This is a genomic window from Pseudaquabacterium rugosum, assembly GCF_038066575.1.
Taxonomy (GTDB): domain Bacteria; phylum Pseudomonadota; class Gammaproteobacteria; order Burkholderiales; family Burkholderiaceae_C; genus Pseudaquabacterium; species Pseudaquabacterium rugosum.
Genome location: NZ_JBBUTF010000011.1, coordinates 154234 through 170067, shown reverse-complemented (window position 1 = coordinate 170067; position 15834 = coordinate 154234). Strand labels below are relative to the sequence as shown.

Genomic DNA, 15834 nt, shown 5'->3' with positions numbered 1-15834 from the left:
GCGGGCAGGCCGGCCTCGGTGGCCAGGCGCTGCAGGGCCAGCGCACAACCGGTGACGTTGGGCGCATGCTTGAGCAGCAGGCCGTTGCCGGCGGCCAGCGTGGGCAGCGCGCAGCGCATCACCTGCCAGACGGGGAAGTTCCAGGGCATGACGGCCAGGATGAGGCCCATCGGCTCCCAGGCGACCCAGGCCTCGACGCCGTCGATGGCCACCGGCTCGTCGGCCAGCAGGCGCTCGGCCTGCTCGACGTAGTACAGCGCGGTGGTGGCGGACTTCTCGACCTCGCCGAGGGACTCGGCCAGCGGCTTGCCCATCTCGCGGGTGATGAGGGCGGCCAGCGGGCGGGCCTCGGCGCGCAGGGCCTGCGCGAGGCGGCGCACGCCGGCCAGGCGCACCGACAGCGGCTGGCGGCCCCAGGCGAGGGCGGCGGCGTGGGCGGTGGCCAGGCCGGCCTCGACCTGGGCCGGCGTGAAGGCCGGATGGCGGGCGATCTCGGCGCCGGTGGCCGGGTCGAGGGTGATGATCTCGGTGTCCATGGGGGCTCTCGGTTCAAGGGCGCACCCGGGACACCGACGCGTCGTCGCGTCCGCGTGTCGGGGGTGCGCGGTCAGTCGGTGCCGGGCGTGGCCGCGGGGGCCGACGTCGGCGGGGTCGGGGTGGCCGGTGTGGCCGGCCGGCGGCGGGCATCGCCGGCCTTCTCGCGCGCGGCGTCGCGCAGGTGCAGGCGCAGGAAGTCGGCGGCGGCCTCGCGCTGGCCGGCCAGCAGCAGGTCGATCAGGGTCAGGTGCTCCTTGCAGCGGCGCAGCGTGCCGTCGCGGTCGACCACCTTGCGGTACTCCATCAGCCGGCGCAGGCGGTTGACGCGCTTGAGCGCATCGACCATGAACAGATTGCCGGAGAAGCCGCTGATCAGCTCGTGCAGGCGGGCGTTGGCATCGAACAGCTGGGCCGGCGAGGCCCACGCCACCGCACCGTCGACCAGCGCCTGCTGCTCGGCGCGGGCCCGGCGCAGCGCGGCCTCGTCGATCTGCCAGCCCGGCTCCTGCAGGGTGGCCGGCTCCAGCAGGATGCGCAGGCGATAACCCTGGTCATAGGCCGCGCCCGAGGTCAGCACCGGCAGGAACTGCCAGCCGTGGCCGGGCAGGCGCTCGATCCAGCCCTCCTGCACGATGCGCCGCAGCACCGCGCCGAGCTGCACGCGCGTCAGGCCGTAGCGGCGCATCAGCTCGTTCTCGGTCGTGCGTTCGGGCAGGTGGCCGTCGAGGTGGTCCTCGGCGATGCGCAGGTAGGCCGGCTCGTCCTCGGCGGTCTCCAGCCGTGGGGTGGCGGCGGGCGCCGGGCCGTCGTCCGGCCGTTCGGCGACCACGTAGCCGCCTTCCGTGCGGGCGGTGATCAGCTGTCGGGCGGCCAGCAGCAGCAATGCCTCGCGCACCGGGGAGCGCGAGACCTTGAAGCGTTCGCCCAGCTGCCGCTCGGGCAGCCGGGTGCCGGCCGGCACGGCATCGTCGACGATCCAGGCGGCGATCGCCGCCGCGAGCTGTTCGGAAAGGGCGCGGGTCATGGCGCCGATTGTCCGGTCCACGGGCCTGCTCCGATCGGGTGCCTGGCTGCCCTGCCGCGCGGCGGTGGGTGGCGCGCGCCGCCGGCTCAGGCCAGGGCGTGGGCCACGGCCTGGGCGAAGGCCGCGCAGCCCAGCGTGCCGCCGAGGTCGGCGGTGCGGGTGGCGGGGTTCTCCAGCACCTGGTCGACGGCGGCGCTGATCGCGTCGCCGGCCGCGGTGCAGGCGGCGCTGGCGCGGTGCTCGCCCAGCCACTGCAGCAGCATGGCCACCGACAGGATCATCGACACCGGGTTGGCCTTGTCCTGGCCCTCGATGTCAGGGGCCGAGCCGTGCTGGGCCTGCGCGCAGCACAGCGTGTCGCCGGCCATCACCGAGCCGGCCAGGCCCAGGCTGCCGCTCAGTTCGCTGGCCAGGTCCGACAGGATGTCGCCATAGAAGTTCTCGGCCACCAGCACGTCGAAGCGCTCGGGGTGGCGCACCAGCCAGGCCGTGCTGGCGTCCACCAGCAGGTCGTCGAGCTGGATCTGCGGGAACTCCTCGCGCGCCACCTTGCGGGCCGATTCCAGGAACAGCCCGTCGGTCATGTGGAAGCTGTTGGCCTTGTGGATGACGGTGACCTTGCCGCGGCGCTTGGCCGCCCACTCGCAGGCGCGGCGGGCGATGCGCTCGCTGCAGTGGCGGGTGATCTTGCGGGTGGACAGCGCCATGTCGGGGCTGGGCATCACCTCGCCCCAGCCACGGGCCATGTTGCGGTCGGGGTAGAAGCCCTCGGTGGCCTCGCGCATGATGATCAGATCCATGCTCTTGCCCGGCTTCAGGTTCGACTCCAGGAAGGACCGGGTGCGCGCAGGCCGCACGTTGGCATACAGGTCCAGACCGACCCGGAAGGCGGCCGAGATGTTGCGGCCGCCCTGCTCGGGCGCCGGGTAGTCGGCATGGGACTGGGTGCCCAGGATCACGCCGTCGTAGGCGCGGGCGCCCTGCAGCACGTCCTCGCGCAGCGTGGTGCCGTGCCGGGCCAGGCTGGTGAAGCCGACCTCCTCATGATGGAAGGACAGGCCGAGGCCGTGGCGGGTGTCGGCGGCCTTCAGCACGACGAGGGCGGCGGCGACGATCTCGGGACCGATGCCGTCACCGGGCAGGACGAGGAGCTTCATGGCGGGGCTTTCGAGGGAAGGGAAGCGGATGAACGGAGAAACCAGGGGGTGAGGCGCGCAGGCGGCTCACTCCAGCGTGATGTGGGCGGTCCTGATGACCTTGGCCCAACGGGTGGACTGCGCCTGCATGAAGTCGCCGAAGGCGGCCGGTGCACCGCCGACGGCCACGGCGCCGATGGCGTCGAGCCGGGACTGCATCGCGGGCTCCTTCAGGATCGCGTTGACCTCGGTGTTGAGCCACTGCACGGCGGCCGGCGGCGTGCCGGCGGGGGCCACCAGGCCGTACCAGGCCGGCACGTCGAAATCCTTGTGGCCCTGCTCGGCGAAGGTGGGCACGGTCGGCAGCACCTTGAGCCGCTGCGGCCCGGCGATGCCCACCGCGCGCACCTTGCCGCCCTGGATGTGGGGCAGGGCCGAGGTCGAGGTGTCGAAGATCATCTCGATCTGGCCGCCGATCAGATCGGCCATGGCCGGTGAGCTGCCCTTGTAGGGGATGTGCTGCAGGTCCGTGCCGGTCTGCTGCTGGAACAGCTCGCCGGCCAGATGCACCGAGGTGCCCGCCCCGCCGGAGCCGAAGTTCAGCTTGCCGGCCTTGGCCCTGGCCTGCGCGGCCAGCGAGGCCACGCTGCTGATCGGCGAGCCGGCGGCCACCACCAGCACCGTGGGCGCGTTGGCGATGTGGACGACGGGGATGAAGTCCTTCTCGGGGCGGTAGCGCAGCGTCGGGTACAGGTGCGGGTTGGCCGCCAGCGTGAACTGCGCCAGCAGCACGGTGTGGCCGTCGGCCGCGGCCCGGGCGGCGGCCTCGTTGCCGATGTTGGTGCCGGCGCCGCCCCGGTTGTCGACGATGAAGGTCTTGCCGGTGCGCTCGGCCAGCCGGTTCGTGATCAGGCGGGCGATGTTGTCGCTGCCGCCGCCGGCTGCGAAGGGCACGATGACGGTGACGGGCTTGGCCGGGAAGGCCTGGGCCTGGGCGTTGGCCGGTGCCAGGATGGCTGCCGCGAGGCCGGCGGCAGCCCATGCGGCGGCCCGTGCGGCGGTCAGCGTGGGGGTCCGTGCGGAGGCGACAGGGTCGCGCGGACGGTGTCGGTCGTGGCCGGTGGCTTCGCGGTCTGCGCTGATGTCACCGCATGATGGATGTGCCATGTTGTCTCCTGAGGTAATGCGTCATCACAGGGCCTTGACGCGAGGCCGTCCGGGATGTGCTCCGCCCTCCGGAGGCCATTCGGGGCCTGCCGGATCGGGATCGGAGGGCGGGTGCGGTTCGGTGGGCCTGCGGCTGGTGGGCGCCGGCCGGCGGGCCTCAGCGCGGGTGCTCGGCGGTGATCGGGCGGGTCTCGCCGCTGTCGGTCAGGGTGCGCGTGGCATCGGTGCGCGCGTAGATCCACAGGATCTTCATCGGCGCGTGGTCCGACAGGTTGCGGAAGCGGTGCGACAGGCCCGGCGGCAGCCAGGTGGTGTCCAGCGGCTGCAGGCGCACCGGCGCGCGGCCGTCCACATCCAGCATCGCCTCGCCTTCGAGCAGCATCACGCTTTCCTCGCAGTTGTGGCTGTGGAAGGGGATGGCGGCCCCGGGGCAGAAGGACGTGATGCCGGTGATGAAGCCTTGCGCGCCGATGGCCGGTCCGACCAGCGGCGTGGTGGCGGCACCGCCGCCCCGGTCGTGGCAGGGCAGGTCGGACGGGCGCAGCACGGTGGCGCTGGGGGCGTGGGCGGTGGTGGACATCGGGGCTCCGGGGCGGGGTCGGGCGTGGGTGGCCGGGGTGAGGTGGGGCGGGGCGGTGAGATCAGGGCGCGGTGCGCGCACCCGCCACGGCCTCGAAGCCGTAGAGCGCCTGCGGGTTGTCGACCAGCACCTGCCGCAGCGTGGCGGCATCGCCGCACCAGCGCCGCAGGGCCCGCAGCGAGGCCGGCAGATCGACCGTGCGGAAGGGCTCGATGGCGGCCGGATCGCGCGGGCCGTGGCCGCCGCCGGTGTGCGGCCAGTCCGAGCCCCAGACCAGGCGCTGCGGGTGGCGCTGCAGCAGCGTGGTGGCCAGCGCATCCAGATCGGCATGGTCGGGTGCGGCCGCGCTCGCCCGGTAGAAGGCCGACAGCTTGAGGTGCACGCGGCCGCTGTCGAGCAGGCGGTGCAGCGCGTCGGCCGCGGCGGGCGGGTCGCGCCGCGCATCCGCATGCAGGCCGCCGAAATGGTCCAGCACCAGCCGACCGGGCAGGTGCGGCAGGGTCTCGGCCAGCCAGGGCAGCAGCACGCTGTCCAGATGCAGTTGCAGATGCCAGCCCGGCCGGTCGGCCAGCGCGGCCTGGGCGCGCAGGGCACGATCGATGGCCGTGACATCGGTCTGGCCGGTGACGGCCAGGTTCAGGCGCAGGCCGCGCACACCGCAGGCCTGCAACTGGTCCAGCTTGGATGGTCCTGAATCGTCGTGATCGACCACGGCGACGCCGCGGGCACGCTCGGGCCCCAGCGCGGCCAGCGCATCGCACAGCGCCGCGGTCCGCGTGCCCTGGACACTGGCCTGGACCACCACCGTGCGGCTGATGCCCAGTGCGTCCTGCACCGCCCGCAGGTCGTTGGCGAGGGCAGGGGCTGGCGTATAGCTGCGTCCGGCCGCAAACGGATGGCGCTGCGGATCGAAGACGTGGACATGGCAGTCCACGCTGCCGGCCGGCAAGGCATCCGGCCGGTCGGCGGCATCGGTCCCGTGGTTCGAAGTCATGATGCAAATGGTACATCACAACCAAAAAAAACCAAAAGACCAGAAATCAACAAGGCCCTGGCACCTGTCGGGTGTCTGGCCCTGCCCGTCGGGCAGGGCCGACCGCGGCGGCCCGGATCCCGCACGGCCCCGCGCGTCAGCGGCGGCCTCCTCGGCCGCGCAGGGCCTGCCTCAGGACACCACCACGCGGATGAAGTGCGTCACCTCATCCGTGTCGTTGGCATAGGCATAGGCCTGGGCGCTGCTGTAGGCCGCGTGGCCGCCCGCCGGGATGTGCCGCACACCGTCGGGCAGGTGCAGCGTCAGGCGGCCGTGGCTGATGTGCAGCATCTCGTGCCAGCCCTGGGGATCGGGCTCGGCGGTGTAGCGCTCGCCCGGGGCCAGCGTCCAGTGCCACAGCTGGGATTCGCGCTGCGCCGGCACGCTGGCCAGCAGCGTGGCCCGGCTATCCGGGCTGCGGCCCTGCCAGGCCAGCGTGCGCAGGTCCAGCGGGTGGGCATCGGGATCGCGCACCAGATCGACGAAGGTGATGCCCAGCGCCTCGGCCAGGCGGTCCAGGCTGGACAGGCTGACATTGGTGTCGCCGGCCTCCAGCGCCACGATCATGCGCCGGCTCAGCCCCGAGGCGCCGGCCAGCGCCAGCTGGCTCAGGCCGGCCTGCGCCCGGAACTGCCGCAGGTTGCGGCCGACGAAACCCAGCACCGCAGGGCGGTCTTCGCCCTCGGCGCTGGCGATGTGCAGTTTGTTGCGCATATGATGGTGGGCAGTATGTTGCACACATTGTCTTCCATCGCGTCCTCCTCATGGGCCGTGGCCTGCCGCCGCCTGGGCCTGTCCACCCGGTGGCCGGCGCTGCGCGCCACCCTCGCGCCGGTGGTGCGTGGCCGTGGCCCGGAGCTGGCGCTGGTCGGCGTCACGATGATCTGGGGCTTCACCTTCCTCATCGTCCACGTCGCGATGCGCGAGGCCGGTGCGCTGTCCTTCGTCGGCCTGCGCTTTCTGTGCGCGGCGGCCGCGGTCACGCTGGTGCTGCGCCCGCGCTGGCGCGCGACGACCCGGCAGGAGCTGCTGGCCGGCGTGTCGGTGGGCGCCCTGATCGCCCTCGGCTACGGCCTGCAGACGGCCGGCCTGAGGCACATCGACAGCAGCACCTCGGCCTTCATCACCGCGGCCTACGTGCCGCTGGTGCCGCTGTTGCAGGGCCTGGTCTGGCGGCGCTGGCCGTCCTGGCCGGTCACCGCAGGTTGTGCGTTGGCCTTCGTCGGCCTGCTGCTGGTGGCCGGTCCGGGCGCCTCCTGGCAGGCCACCGGCGCGGGCGAGCTGATGACCCTGGCCAGCGCCCTGGCCATCGCGCTGGAGGTGCTGGTCATCGGCTTCTGGGCCGGCCGTGTCGACCTGCGCCGGATGACGGTGCTGCAGCTGGCCAGTGCCGGCCTGCTGTCGTTGCTGGCCATGCCGCTGGCCGGCGAGCGCTGGGCGGCGCCGTCGCCCCTGTGGCTGTCGGCCGCCGTCGGCCTGGGCCTGGCCAGCGCCCTGATCCAGTGGACGATGAACTGGGCCCAGCAGTGGGTAGCACCCGCGCGCGCCACCGTGCTGTACGCGGCCGAGCCGGTGTGGGCCGGGCTGATCGGCTGGCTGGCCGGTGAGCGGCTGGGTGCCGGGGCGATCGGCGGTGGTGGTCTGATCGTGGCGGGGGTGCTGGTCAGCAGCCGGGCGGAGACGCAGGCGCCGGACGTCGACGGGCTCGGGTTGCCGGCCGCACCCGTGACGGTGGCCGAGCGCGATTCACGGGTCGGACCTTGATGTCCGTCCTCACGCCTGCCGCGCTGCCGCCATCGTCCGCAACCGGTCCGCCAGCCGGGGCGGCGCCCAGCGCTCGGCCACCGCCTGGCGCAGCACCGCCTGCGGGCTGGCCGGGGCCAGGCCGCCCACCGGGGGATCCAGGTCCAGGTTGGTCGGGAAGGCATAGCCTTCGGCGCAGGCGGCGATCGCGCGGTCGGCGTCCTCGGGGGTGAGCCGGCCGTCGTCCAGCGCCGCGCACAGGGCCGGGTGCAGCGCCAGCGACATGGCCTGGCGGTCCACCGATTCCATCGCGCGGCCGAAGGCCGAGGACACCTGCAGCAGGTTGGCCATGCGGTCGATGTCGGTCGAGCGGTTGTGGCCGGCGGCGTGCATCAGCGCGGGGTTGAAGAACACGGCGTCGCCTTTCTGCAGCGGCAGCTGCACGCAGCGGCGGGCGAAGCAGGCGTCGAAGTCCGGCAGGGTGCGCACGAGATAGCCGGGCTCATAACGCTGGGAATGCGGCAGCAGCAGCGTCGGCCCGCTGTCCAGCGGCATGTCGACATGGGCGACCGCGCCCTGCAGCGTCAGCCACGGCGACAGGCGGTGGGCCGAGCGGGGCCAGCGGGCGGCCTCGGCGGTGGTGACGAAGCCCAGGTGGTAGTCGCGGTGCGGATCCTGCGCGGCGCCGCCCGGGTAGACGCAGTTGACCTGTGAGGTGGCCTGCCAGGCCGGGCCCAGCCAGGCGGTGCAGATGGGGGCCAGCCAGGGGTTGGCGTAGTAGCGGGCGAACAGCAGCGGATCGTCCAGGCAGAGCTTCTGCAGCGCGTTCCAGACCCGGCCGTTGCGTCCGGCGCGGGCGAAGTGGTCGGCGGCCACGCGGGTGCCGGCCTCGCGCTGCAGCATCCGCTGGAAGGCCTGTGTGACGTCGTCCACCAGCGCCGCATCGGCCCAGGCGCCGGCCAGCACCAGCACGCCGGCGCCGTCGGCCAGCACCGTGTGCCACTCGTCCATCAGGGCGCGCAGGGTGTGCGGGGCCTGCAGCGCGTCCTGCAGGCCGACGCAGTCGTAGACCGGCACGCCCTCGCGCAGCGCGCTGGCCAGCGGCGGGCAGGGGCCGTCGGCGGCGGCGTCCAGCAGGTCCTCCAGATCGCGGACATCGAGTGCGGCCGCATCCAGGAAGGCGGGGGCGGCGGGGAACAGGGCAGGCGGTGCGGGACGGCGCATGGCGGTGCGGATGGCGGGGTGGGGATGTCTCGCAGGATAGGCAGCGGGCCCGATGGCGCGGCGGCCGCGATCCATCAAGAATCCATCAAGCGGTGCGGTGTGATCGGCGTTGCCGGACCGACGGCCTGCACTGACCGGCACGGACGACGCTCGTCAGCCATCACCGCCCACCCGTCCGGCTGTCTGTCCTGCCGCTCGACTTCAGCCCCTACCGCCCCCATGTCCCGCCCCTTCCTCGTCAAGGACATCGCCGAGCAGGCCGGTGTCAGCACCGCCACCGTCGACCGCGTGCTCAACGGCCGCCTCCATGTGCGCGAGCACATGGCCCGCCGCGTGCACGACGCGATCGCGGCGCTGCAGCGCCAGCGCGGCCAGATCGGTGCCGTCGGCCGCAAGCTGATGCTCGACGTCGTGATGGAGACGCCCCAGCGCTTCGCCGCCGAAGTGCGTGACGCGCTGGACCGCGAGATGGCCGCACTGCGTCCGGTGCTGCTGCGCGCGCGCTGCGAATCGCAGGAGGTGTGGTCGCCGCAGGGCCTGGTCGAGGCGCTGGCGCGCATCGAGCGCCGCGGCAGCCACGGCGTGCTGCTGAAGGCGCCGGACGTGCCCGAGGTGGTGGCCGCGGTCGATCGTCTGGCCACCGCCGGCATCCCCACCGTGACCCTGGTGACCGACCTGAGTGGCTCGCGCCGCATCGGCTATGCCGGGCTGGACAACGAGGCCGCCGGCGAGACCGCCGCCTGGCTGCTCGGCCGCTGGCTGGCGCCGCTGCGGCGCGCGGCCGTGCTGGTGTCGGCCAGCAGCGTGCGCTTCCGCGGCGAGGAGGCGCGGCTGATCGCGTTCCGGCGTGCGCTGCAGCGCGATGCGCCGCGCATCCGCCAGGTCGAGGTCAGCGAAGGCCGCGGCGTGTCCGAGCGCACCGCGCGCCTGGTCGAGCGGCATCTGGCCGCGCATCCGGAGCTGGTCGCCGTCTATTCGGCCGGCGGCGCGAACGCGGCCATCCTGGACGCCTTCGCGCGCGCCGGTCGCCGCTGCCGCGCCTTCATCGGCCACGATCTGGACCGCGACAACCTGCAGCTGCTGCGCGAGCGCCGCATCGACGCCGTGCTCCACCACGACCTGCGCCTGGACATGCGCCGTGCCTGCCTGCTGCTGATGGCGGCCCACGGCATCACCCTGGCCGAGGCGGTGCCGGGGCTGTCGCCGGTGCAGGTGATCACGCCGTGCAATCTGCCGTGAGCCGGCCGGACCCGCGTTCCGCGCCCATCGGCGGGACCTGCCGGGCGGCCGCCGTCCGTGCTCAGCAGGGCGCGCCGGCCGTCTCCAGGGTCCGTGCCGCCTCCACCACGTCGGTCACGGCCGGCACGGCCTCCGACAGGCGCCGGTGCGCCAGCACGATCGGAATCGCCGCATCGGGCCAGGGACTGGCGACCTGTCGCAAGCCGGCTGCCGCGGGTGCCGCGTCATGGCGGACGGGCAGCACGGTCAGCAGGCGGCATCTGGCGGCCAGGCCCAGATTGGTGTGCATGGCGTCCGAGACCACCGCCGGCACGGGCGCGCCCAGGCCGGCGTCGGCGAAGTGTGCGGCCCAGCGCTGCCGGATCCACGACGGTTCGGAGGGCATCAGCCATGGCAGGCGCTGGAGCGTGGCCCAGTCCTGCGGATCGATGGCCAGATCCGCTGGCGCATACAGCGCGAAGTGCGTCCGTGCGACGACTCCGTGCACCAGGCCGTCGGCGTGGCCCTGGTCCGCTGTGGGCATCGGATAACGCGTCAACACCGCGTCCAGCGCACCGGATTGCACCTGGGCCCACAACACGGGGGCCGCAGCCTCGGTGACCACGACCGGCAGATCCGGCCGTCGGGTGCGCAGCGCCAGCAGAAGGTCAGGCAGCACCGTGGCGCCGGTGCTGGGCAGCACGCCCAGGCGGACCGGTGCCACGGCCTTCGCTCTGACGGCCTGCAGGGCGCCGAGGATCTCGCCATGTGCTGATCGCAGCCGCGTCAGGGCCGCCTGACCTTCGGCGGTCAGCACCAGGCCGTGCGGCAGGCGGTCCACCAGCCGGGTGCCGAACACGTCCTCCAGCGTCTTCAGCACCTGGGTCAGTGCGGGCTGTGTGACGTGCATGGCGGCCGCCACCTGACGCAGCGATCCGTGTTCGGCGATCGCGTCCAGCAGCAGGAAGTCCCGGACGCGAAGGAACTCGTAGCGGCGATTGGGTCCGGATCCGGGCATGCAAGGGGGCGGCCGACCGCCTTGAACCTGCATGGTGCAAGGCGATGGTCGTGTGTACTGAATGGTTCATTTTCAGTGCATTCACGCCCGGCCCATGGACCCCGGTGGGCCGTCCCTTCAGAAATTCCGGCTCTGCACGGTCCAGCCGCTCACCTGGCACAGGCCGCAGTTCGTGCCCAGCAGATGGTCGCCCTGTGCGGTGACCCCGTTGAGCGTGTAGTCGAACCAGCGCACGACGGTCTCGATGGCCTGGGTGGTGATCGTGTAGTCCACGGTCGAGCCGGTGGCCGTGGTGTCTCCCACCGCGGCGAAGGTGTAGCGCAGGCCGGCCCAGAGACCGGAATGGCCGCCCGCCGGGTTCTCGGCCAGCACCACGGGCACCGTGGCCGCGTCGTAGTTGCTGTGTGTCTGGGCGTAGGCCACGTCCGACGGGCCACCACCGACGAAGAGGGTCGGCGCCTTCAGGTCGAGCACATTGGCGACGGTGTAGCCGCCGGTGCTGGTGCTCCCGGCGCTGCCTGCGGCGAAGAAGCCGGTGTTCAGCGCGCCCACGGCCTTGACCCGGCTGTCGGCCCCGGCCAGCAGGGCTTCGAGGCCGCCGCAGGACGTGCCGAACACGCCGATCTTGCCGGTGTCCAGCTGGGCGTACCCCGCATGGCTGGTGGCCTGGTTCTTGACCCAGTCCAGCGAGGCCTGCATGCGTGCGGGGGTGACGGTGTTGGTCTCCTTGATGACCACCTGGTCGGCTGCGCCGTAGGCGACGACGACGAAGCCACGCGCGGCGATCGCCCCCAACACATCCCAGTACTGGTGGTTGCTGGTCTTGCAGGCGCCGTTGCCCCACAGCAGCACCGGCACGGTGCCGCCGACGGCGGCCAGGTCCACCGGCCGATAGACGGTGTAGCCGGGCAGGCCGGGGGCCGCCTCGCGCACCACCGGCAGGAAGCGGTTCATCGCCGGCGTGGCGTCAGCGGCCGTGGCCGAGGGCAGCAGCGAGCTGTCGCTGCCGCCGCAGGCGCTCAGGGTCAGGGCGGCGGCGGTGGCCAGGGTGGTCAGCGCCAGGGGAATGCGGTAGCGGTGCATGCGTGTCTCCAGTGGATCGATCGTTGTACGAACTGGTTCGGACCTCATTCGGCGCCCTGTCAGGCAGGGCGTGAGGACAGATCGATGCTAGGCAGCAGGGCCTTCACCGGCCATTCACAAAACATGATCGGCCGATAACGGACGGCCCGCGCGGGGGGAGGCATCCGTGCCGCCGGGCTTTACCGCGCAGCAACGCGCCGCCGTCAACCCCGTGCGGGCCTGCCGGCGTTGTAGACCCTGCCGGCACGGTGCCGGCAGGAGACCTGCAGTGAGAACGATCCGATCCCGTATCCGTCTGGCCGTCGTGCTGGTGGCCGTGGCCGCCCTGTCGGGCTGCTGCGCGCTGCCGTTCTGGGGACCGGGGGGTGGGCATGGCGGGGGCCACGGGGGCGGCCATGGCGGGCCGGGCTGGTCCGGCGGGCCGGGCCGCGGTCACGGGCGCTGAATCACGGGTGCGGGTGGCGCGGGCGTCACCGCGCCACCCTCTGCGTCACCCCACCCGCCACAACTCCAGCCACACGCTGCGCGCCTGCCGCCGTCCGCTGGCCAGCACCAGCAGGCGGTTGAGGTGCGCCCAGGCCGGGGCGCCGGTGGTCAGGCGCACGGCGGTGCGGAAGTAGTAGGCGTCGGCGGGCACGTCCTCGCCGCGGGCCAGGCGGTCCATGACCTCGGGCGGGCCGCAGCGCAGGCCCTGGCTGCGCACCTCGATGCGGGCGCCGTCCTCGGCCTCGATCACGTAGTGGGCGTCGATCTCCAGCACGCCGTCGGCGCGGGCGATCTGCCAGTCGACGCCGCCGTCGACGATGCGTCCGTTCAGTTCCGGGCCCAGCACGCGGCCGCCCTGCAGCGGCACGTAGCGGCGTTCGCCCAGTGGGGCCGCGCCCAGGCTGTGCACGGCGCCGACCTCGCAGTGGATGCGGGTGAAGGGGTGCAGGCCGGGCGGCGGGGAGAACGAAGCGTCGAGGCGGGGTGGGGCGGTCATGGCGTCGGGGGGCGGCTGGGCGTTCGGCGAGCAGGGGCGCGGGCCGTGGTGGGGCGGGGGTGGCAGGAGGGACTGAGGCCGGTGTGGGGCCGGGGCCGGGGCGGCGTCGGGGTGTGGCGGCGTCAGCGGCGGTCTCGGGGTTGCACCGCTGTCGGTGGCGGGGGCTGCGCGGGCATCATCGCCAGCGGCCGCGGCAGTGCCGGCGGCCGGTCGGCGGCAGCCGGGTCCGGTGGGCGGGCCGGGTCGATGGCGCGGGCCGATGCAGCAGGAGCGGCCGGGCCATGTGGACGGACCCTGAGATCGAGAGTCTGGGTGGCGTGATCGCGGCGATCGGCCGGCCCGATTTCGCGGCGCGCGCGCTGGCCGCGCTGCAGCCGGCGGTGCAGGCCGCGTCGTGGTCGGTCTATGCGCTGCGGCGGGGTGGCCCGCCGCAGCTGCACCTGTCGGCGACCGGGCAGGGCCCGGACCTGACCCGCGCCTGCTTCGACGCCTATGCGCGCGGGCTCTACCTGCGCGACAGCAGCTTCGATCCGGTGCGCGCGGCCGCCGCGGACGGCCCGCGGGTGATGGCCATGCATGCCGATGCCGCGCCCAACCGCGACCACCGTGAGGCGATCTACCGCGCCCATCAGGTGCTGGAGCGGATGTCGGTGGCGGCGCTCGACGCGCGCGGCACGCTGCTGGCCGTCAACGTCTACCACCACGAGGACCAGGGGCCGTTCAGCGAAGCCGAGCGTCAGCGCTTCCAGGCCCTGGCGCCGCTGCTCTATCACGCGGTGCGGCGCCAGGTGGACTGGCAGCGGGAGACGCCCGCCGCGTCGGCCCAGGCACGGCGGCAGGCGCTGCAGGCGGCCGCGCCGGGCCTGACCGTGCGCGAGCTCGACGTCTGCGAGCGTCTGCTGCGGGGCTGGAGCCACGACGGCGTGGCGGCCGACCTCGGCCTGTCGCTGGCCACGGTCAAGACCTACCGCGCGCGGGCCTTCGCCCGCCTGGGTCTGCACTTCCGCAGCGAGCTGTTCGCGCGCTTCGGCCATGCGCGCTCCGATGGGGCCGATGGGCCGGCCGACATGCCGATCGCGGTGGCGCCGCGCGTGGATCGGGCCGCGCACTGAGGGCGCGGCACGCGGCGGCAGGCGGTGGGGCGGGCGCATCGGATGCGTCGTCTGCGGCGGCGGGTGCGGTGGATGCGTCGGCGGTCGGGCCCCGGGGCCTCAGGGCGCGCAGCGGAAGCTGGCCGCCTGTTCGGGATCGCCCTGGCCGTCGTATTGCGCATGCTGCGGCCAGGCGCACAGCGGCCGGCTGCGGCCCGGGTACACGCTGCTGCCGTGGGCGGTGATGCGCTGCGGTGCCTGCCCGCGCTCGACCCAGGCCTCCAGCGCGCCCAGGCCGTCGAAGCGGTCGGTGGCCGCGCCGCCCTGGCAGTGGCCCATGCCGGGCACCAGGAACAGACGCGCGAAGTCAGCGGCCTGTGCCGGACCGTGGCGGGCCTGCAGCCGCTGCAGGTAATCGACGGACTCGTGTGGCGAGAAGATGGCGTCGGCCATGCCGTGCATCAGCAGCAGCTTGCCCTGGCGCGCGCGGAAGCCGTCGAGCGCCACGTCGTCGGCCGTGTTGAAGACCCAGGCATAGGCGGCCATGCGCGCCGGATCGCGGTCGAAGTCGAAGCCGAAGATGCTCAGGCCGCGGTCGGGCGGGGTGACGAAGTAGCCCTGCAGGGCGTCCTGCATCAGCACCACATGCCGGGCGTTGGGTTCAGCCGTCGTGCTGGTGCCCAGCTTCCAGGCCCGCCAGTCGTTGGCCGGATGGCCGAGGCCCGGATCCCAGGGCCAGGAGGTGTAGAGCGCGCGGCCGGCGCCGTCGTGCGGGCCGGCGAACATGCGCTGCAGGGCCTGCACCTGCGGTGCGGCCAGACAACGGCCGGCCTGCGCGGCCGTGCCGTCCGCACCGTCCGCGCACTGCAGCGTGCGCACGTCGAAGCGGCAGGCCGCCGGATGCGAGACCAGGCCGTCGGCCAGCCCGTCGTCGGCATCGCAGCGCGCCAGGATGCGCTCGCGCAGCAGGCCGAGGTCCGCGTCGCTCAGTGCCCGGGCCAGGATCGGCCGGCCGTCGGCCGCGCGCGGGGCGATCGCGGCCAGGGCCTGCACGTCCCAGGCGGCGGCGATCGTCGCGCCCTGGGCCACGCGCATGGCCGGGGCCATCGCCAGCACACCGTCGAAGTGCTGCGGAAAGCGCTGGCTGAACATCATGCCCTGGCGTCCGCCGCCCGAGCAGCCGATGAAATAGGCGCGCTGCGGCCCCCGGCCGTAGATCGCCTGCAGCAGGGTCTTGGCGGTGGTGGCCACGCGGTCGTGGGCGACGTAGGCGTTGTCCAGCCGGGCCTGCGGATCGAAGCCGAAATCGCCGGTGGGGGTCTGGTGGCCGGCATCGGTGGTCACCACCGCGTAGCCGCGGTTGAGGGCCGGCTGGTCGGCCGTGGCCTGCGGCCCGATGGCCGGGCGCACCACGCCGTCGTTGCCGCCGCCGCCCTGGTAGAGCAGGCGGCCGTTCCAGGCCGCGGGCAGGCGCAGCTCGAAGCCGATGTGGTAGGGCTTGCCGTCCTGGCCGGTGCGCTCGGCCAGGCGGCCGCTGAGCCGGCAGTGCGCGACCAGCCAGGGCCCGTTGGGCGTGCCCGGGGCCCGCACCGTGTCGCCGCGGATGGCCTCGGTCTGCAGGCTCAGGCCGGGCAGGGCCAGCCGGCCGGCCGCCGCGCACAGCTCGGCGGGCGAGGGGGGCGACGCGGTCGAGACCCGCGACGGCGGCGCTGCCGCGGTGGCCGTCGCGTTCGCCGGGCTGTCCGCCGCCACGGCGGGGCCCGCCAGCGTCGACAGTGCGCTGAAGGACGTCAGCGTGGTCAGGGACGCCAGCGCCGCGGGCCGCGCGATGCGGTGCGTCCAGCTCGGCCGTGGCGCCGATGCGCACCGACGGTCGGTGGCATCAGGCCGCGGGGCGCGTGTCTCGGGCACGGGCAGGGGCCGGGGCAGTGGCAGGGTCTGGGGCATCGTCGGTCTCCGGTCGGGGGTGTGGCGGGCCCCCCGTCGGTTGCGGACTCT

General features: G+C 73.7%; 15 protein-coding genes. 3 read left to right on the top strand and 12 right to left on the bottom strand.

Annotated features, from left to right (window positions below):
• The 7 genes from AACH11_RS13445 to AACH11_RS13415 all read right to left on the bottom strand — a co-directional run.
• Positions 1–536, bottom strand: a 536-nt coding sequence (locus AACH11_RS13445; protein WP_341374753.1) for an aldehyde dehydrogenase family protein, incomplete at its 3' end; no start/stop codon positions are given.
• Between the two features lie 71 nt (positions 537–607).
• Entirely contained in the window at positions 608–1561 is a 954-nt protein-coding gene (locus AACH11_RS13440; RefSeq protein ID WP_341374752.1) for a GntR family transcriptional regulator, read from the bottom strand.
• An 86-nt stretch (positions 1562–1647) separates the two neighbouring features.
• Entirely contained in the window at positions 1648–2718 is a 1071-nt protein-coding gene (locus tag AACH11_RS13435; RefSeq protein ID WP_341374751.1) for an isocitrate/isopropylmalate dehydrogenase family protein, read from the bottom strand.
• Positions 2719–2784: 66 nt separating this feature from the next.
• Complete coding sequence (locus AACH11_RS13430) at positions 2785–3864, bottom strand: Bug family tripartite tricarboxylate transporter substrate binding protein (RefSeq protein WP_341374750.1); 1080 nt, start codon at positions 3862–3864, stop codon at positions 2785–2787.
• Between the two features lie 157 nt (positions 3865–4021).
• Positions 4022–4444, bottom strand: a complete 423-nt coding sequence (locus tag AACH11_RS13425; protein WP_341374749.1) for a cupin domain-containing protein — start codon at positions 4442–4444, stop codon at positions 4022–4024.
• A 61-nt stretch (positions 4445–4505) separates the two neighbouring features.
• The gene (locus tag AACH11_RS13420) at positions 4506–5438 is read right to left on the bottom strand and encodes an amidohydrolase family protein (RefSeq protein WP_341374748.1); all 933 of its coding nucleotides are present in this window, start codon (positions 5436–5438) and stop codon (positions 4506–4508) included.
• A gap of 171 nt (positions 5439–5609) precedes the next feature.
• Positions 5610–6191, bottom strand: a complete 582-nt coding sequence (locus tag AACH11_RS13415) for a helix-turn-helix domain-containing protein (protein WP_341374747.1) — start codon at positions 6189–6191, stop codon at positions 5610–5612.
• A gap of 15 nt (positions 6192–6206) precedes the next feature.
• Here AACH11_RS13415 and AACH11_RS13410 point away from each other — a divergent pair, with 15 nt between their 5' ends.
• On the top strand, positions 6207–7241 hold the full coding sequence (locus AACH11_RS13410) for a DMT family transporter (protein WP_341374746.1): 1035 nt from the start codon (positions 6207–6209) through the stop codon (positions 7239–7241).
• Between the two features lie 9 nt (positions 7242–7250).
• Here the strand turns inward: AACH11_RS13410 and AACH11_RS13405 are convergent, their stop codons facing one another.
• The gene (locus AACH11_RS13405; protein ID WP_341374745.1) at positions 7251–8444 is read right to left on the bottom strand and encodes a phytanoyl-CoA dioxygenase family protein; all 1194 of its coding nucleotides are present in this window, start codon (positions 8442–8444) and stop codon (positions 7251–7253) included.
• Between the two features lie 219 nt (positions 8445–8663).
• Between AACH11_RS13405 and AACH11_RS13400 the strand changes: the two genes are divergently transcribed.
• Positions 8664–9683, top strand: a complete 1020-nt coding sequence (locus AACH11_RS13400; protein ID WP_341374744.1) for a LacI family DNA-binding transcriptional regulator — start codon at positions 8664–8666, stop codon at positions 9681–9683.
• A gap of 61 nt (positions 9684–9744) precedes the next feature.
• Here AACH11_RS13400 and AACH11_RS13395 read toward each other — a convergent pair whose 3' ends face one another.
• The 3 genes from AACH11_RS13395 to AACH11_RS13385 all read right to left on the bottom strand — a co-directional run bounded on the left by AACH11_RS13395 (position 9745) and on the right by AACH11_RS13385 (position 12745).
• Entirely contained in the window at positions 9745–10680 is a 936-nt protein-coding gene (locus AACH11_RS13395; RefSeq protein WP_341374743.1) for a LysR family transcriptional regulator, read from the bottom strand.
• A 117-nt stretch (positions 10681–10797) separates the two neighbouring features.
• Positions 10798–11763, bottom strand: a complete 966-nt coding sequence (locus AACH11_RS13390) for an alpha/beta hydrolase family protein (RefSeq protein ID WP_341374742.1) — start codon at positions 11761–11763, stop codon at positions 10798–10800.
• A 490-nt stretch (positions 11764–12253) separates the two neighbouring features.
• Positions 12254–12745, bottom strand: a complete 492-nt coding sequence (locus AACH11_RS13385) for a DUF3237 domain-containing protein (RefSeq protein WP_341374741.1) — start codon at positions 12743–12745, stop codon at positions 12254–12256.
• Between the two features lie 281 nt (positions 12746–13026).
• Here AACH11_RS13385 and AACH11_RS13380 point away from each other — a divergent pair, with 281 nt between their 5' ends.
• Positions 13027–13857 carry a helix-turn-helix transcriptional regulator gene (locus AACH11_RS13380; protein ID WP_341374740.1) on the top strand — a complete coding sequence of 277 codons (831 nt, stop codon included), beginning with the start codon at positions 13027–13029 and terminating at the stop codon, positions 13855–13857.
• Positions 13858–13956: 99 nt separating this feature from the next.
• On the opposite strand, the gene AACH11_RS13375 is transcribed toward AACH11_RS13380, so the two are convergent.
• Complete coding sequence (locus AACH11_RS13375) at positions 13957–15783, bottom strand: tannase/feruloyl esterase family alpha/beta hydrolase (protein ID WP_341374739.1); 1827 nt, start codon at positions 15781–15783, stop codon at positions 13957–13959.
• Positions 15784–15834 lie beyond the last annotated feature (51 nt).

Excerpts from the sequence above, each read along its gene's own strand:
- AACH11_RS13390 (WP_341374742.1), bottom strand. The coding sequence starts at position 11,763 with ATGCACCGCTACCGCATTCCCCTGGCGCTGACCACCCTGGCCACCGCC.
- AACH11_RS13415 (WP_341374747.1), bottom strand. The coding sequence starts at position 6,191 with ATGCGCAACAAACTGCACATCGCCAGCGCCGAGGGCGAAGACCGCCCT.
- AACH11_RS13380 (WP_341374740.1), top strand. The coding sequence starts at position 13,027 with ATGTGGACGGACCCTGAGATCGAGAGTCTGGGTGGCGTGATCGCGGCG.
- AACH11_RS13440 (WP_341374752.1), bottom strand. The coding sequence starts at position 1,561 with ATGACCCGCGCCCTTTCCGAACAGCTCGCGGCGGCGATCGCCGCCTGG.
- AACH11_RS13385 (WP_341374741.1), bottom strand. The coding sequence starts at position 12,745 with ATGACCGCCCCACCCCGCCTCGACGCTTCGTTCTCCCCGCCGCCCGGC.
- AACH11_RS13400 (WP_341374744.1), top strand. The coding sequence starts at position 8,664 with ATGTCCCGCCCCTTCCTCGTCAAGGACATCGCCGAGCAGGCCGGTGTC.
- AACH11_RS13435 (WP_341374751.1), bottom strand. The coding sequence starts at position 2,718 with ATGAAGCTCCTCGTCCTGCCCGGTGACGGCATCGGTCCCGAGATCGTC.
- AACH11_RS13430 (WP_341374750.1), bottom strand. The coding sequence starts at position 3,864 with ATGGCACATCCATCATGCGGTGACATCAGCGCAGACCGCGAAGCCACC.
- AACH11_RS13375 (WP_341374739.1), bottom strand. The coding sequence starts at position 15,783 with ATGCCCCAGACCCTGCCACTGCCCCGGCCCCTGCCCGTGCCCGAGACA.
- AACH11_RS13405 (WP_341374745.1), bottom strand. The coding sequence starts at position 8,444 with ATGCGCCGTCCCGCACCGCCTGCCCTGTTCCCCGCCGCCCCCGCCTTC.
- AACH11_RS13410 (WP_341374746.1), top strand. The coding sequence starts at position 6,207 with ATGTTGCACACATTGTCTTCCATCGCGTCCTCCTCATGGGCCGTGGCC.
- AACH11_RS13395 (WP_341374743.1), bottom strand. The coding sequence starts at position 10,680 with ATGCCCGGATCCGGACCCAATCGCCGCTACGAGTTCCTTCGCGTCCGG.
- AACH11_RS13425 (WP_341374749.1), bottom strand. The coding sequence starts at position 4,444 with ATGTCCACCACCGCCCACGCCCCCAGCGCCACCGTGCTGCGCCCGTCC.
- AACH11_RS13420 (WP_341374748.1), bottom strand. The coding sequence starts at position 5,438 with ATGACTTCGAACCACGGGACCGATGCCGCCGACCGGCCGGATGCCTTG.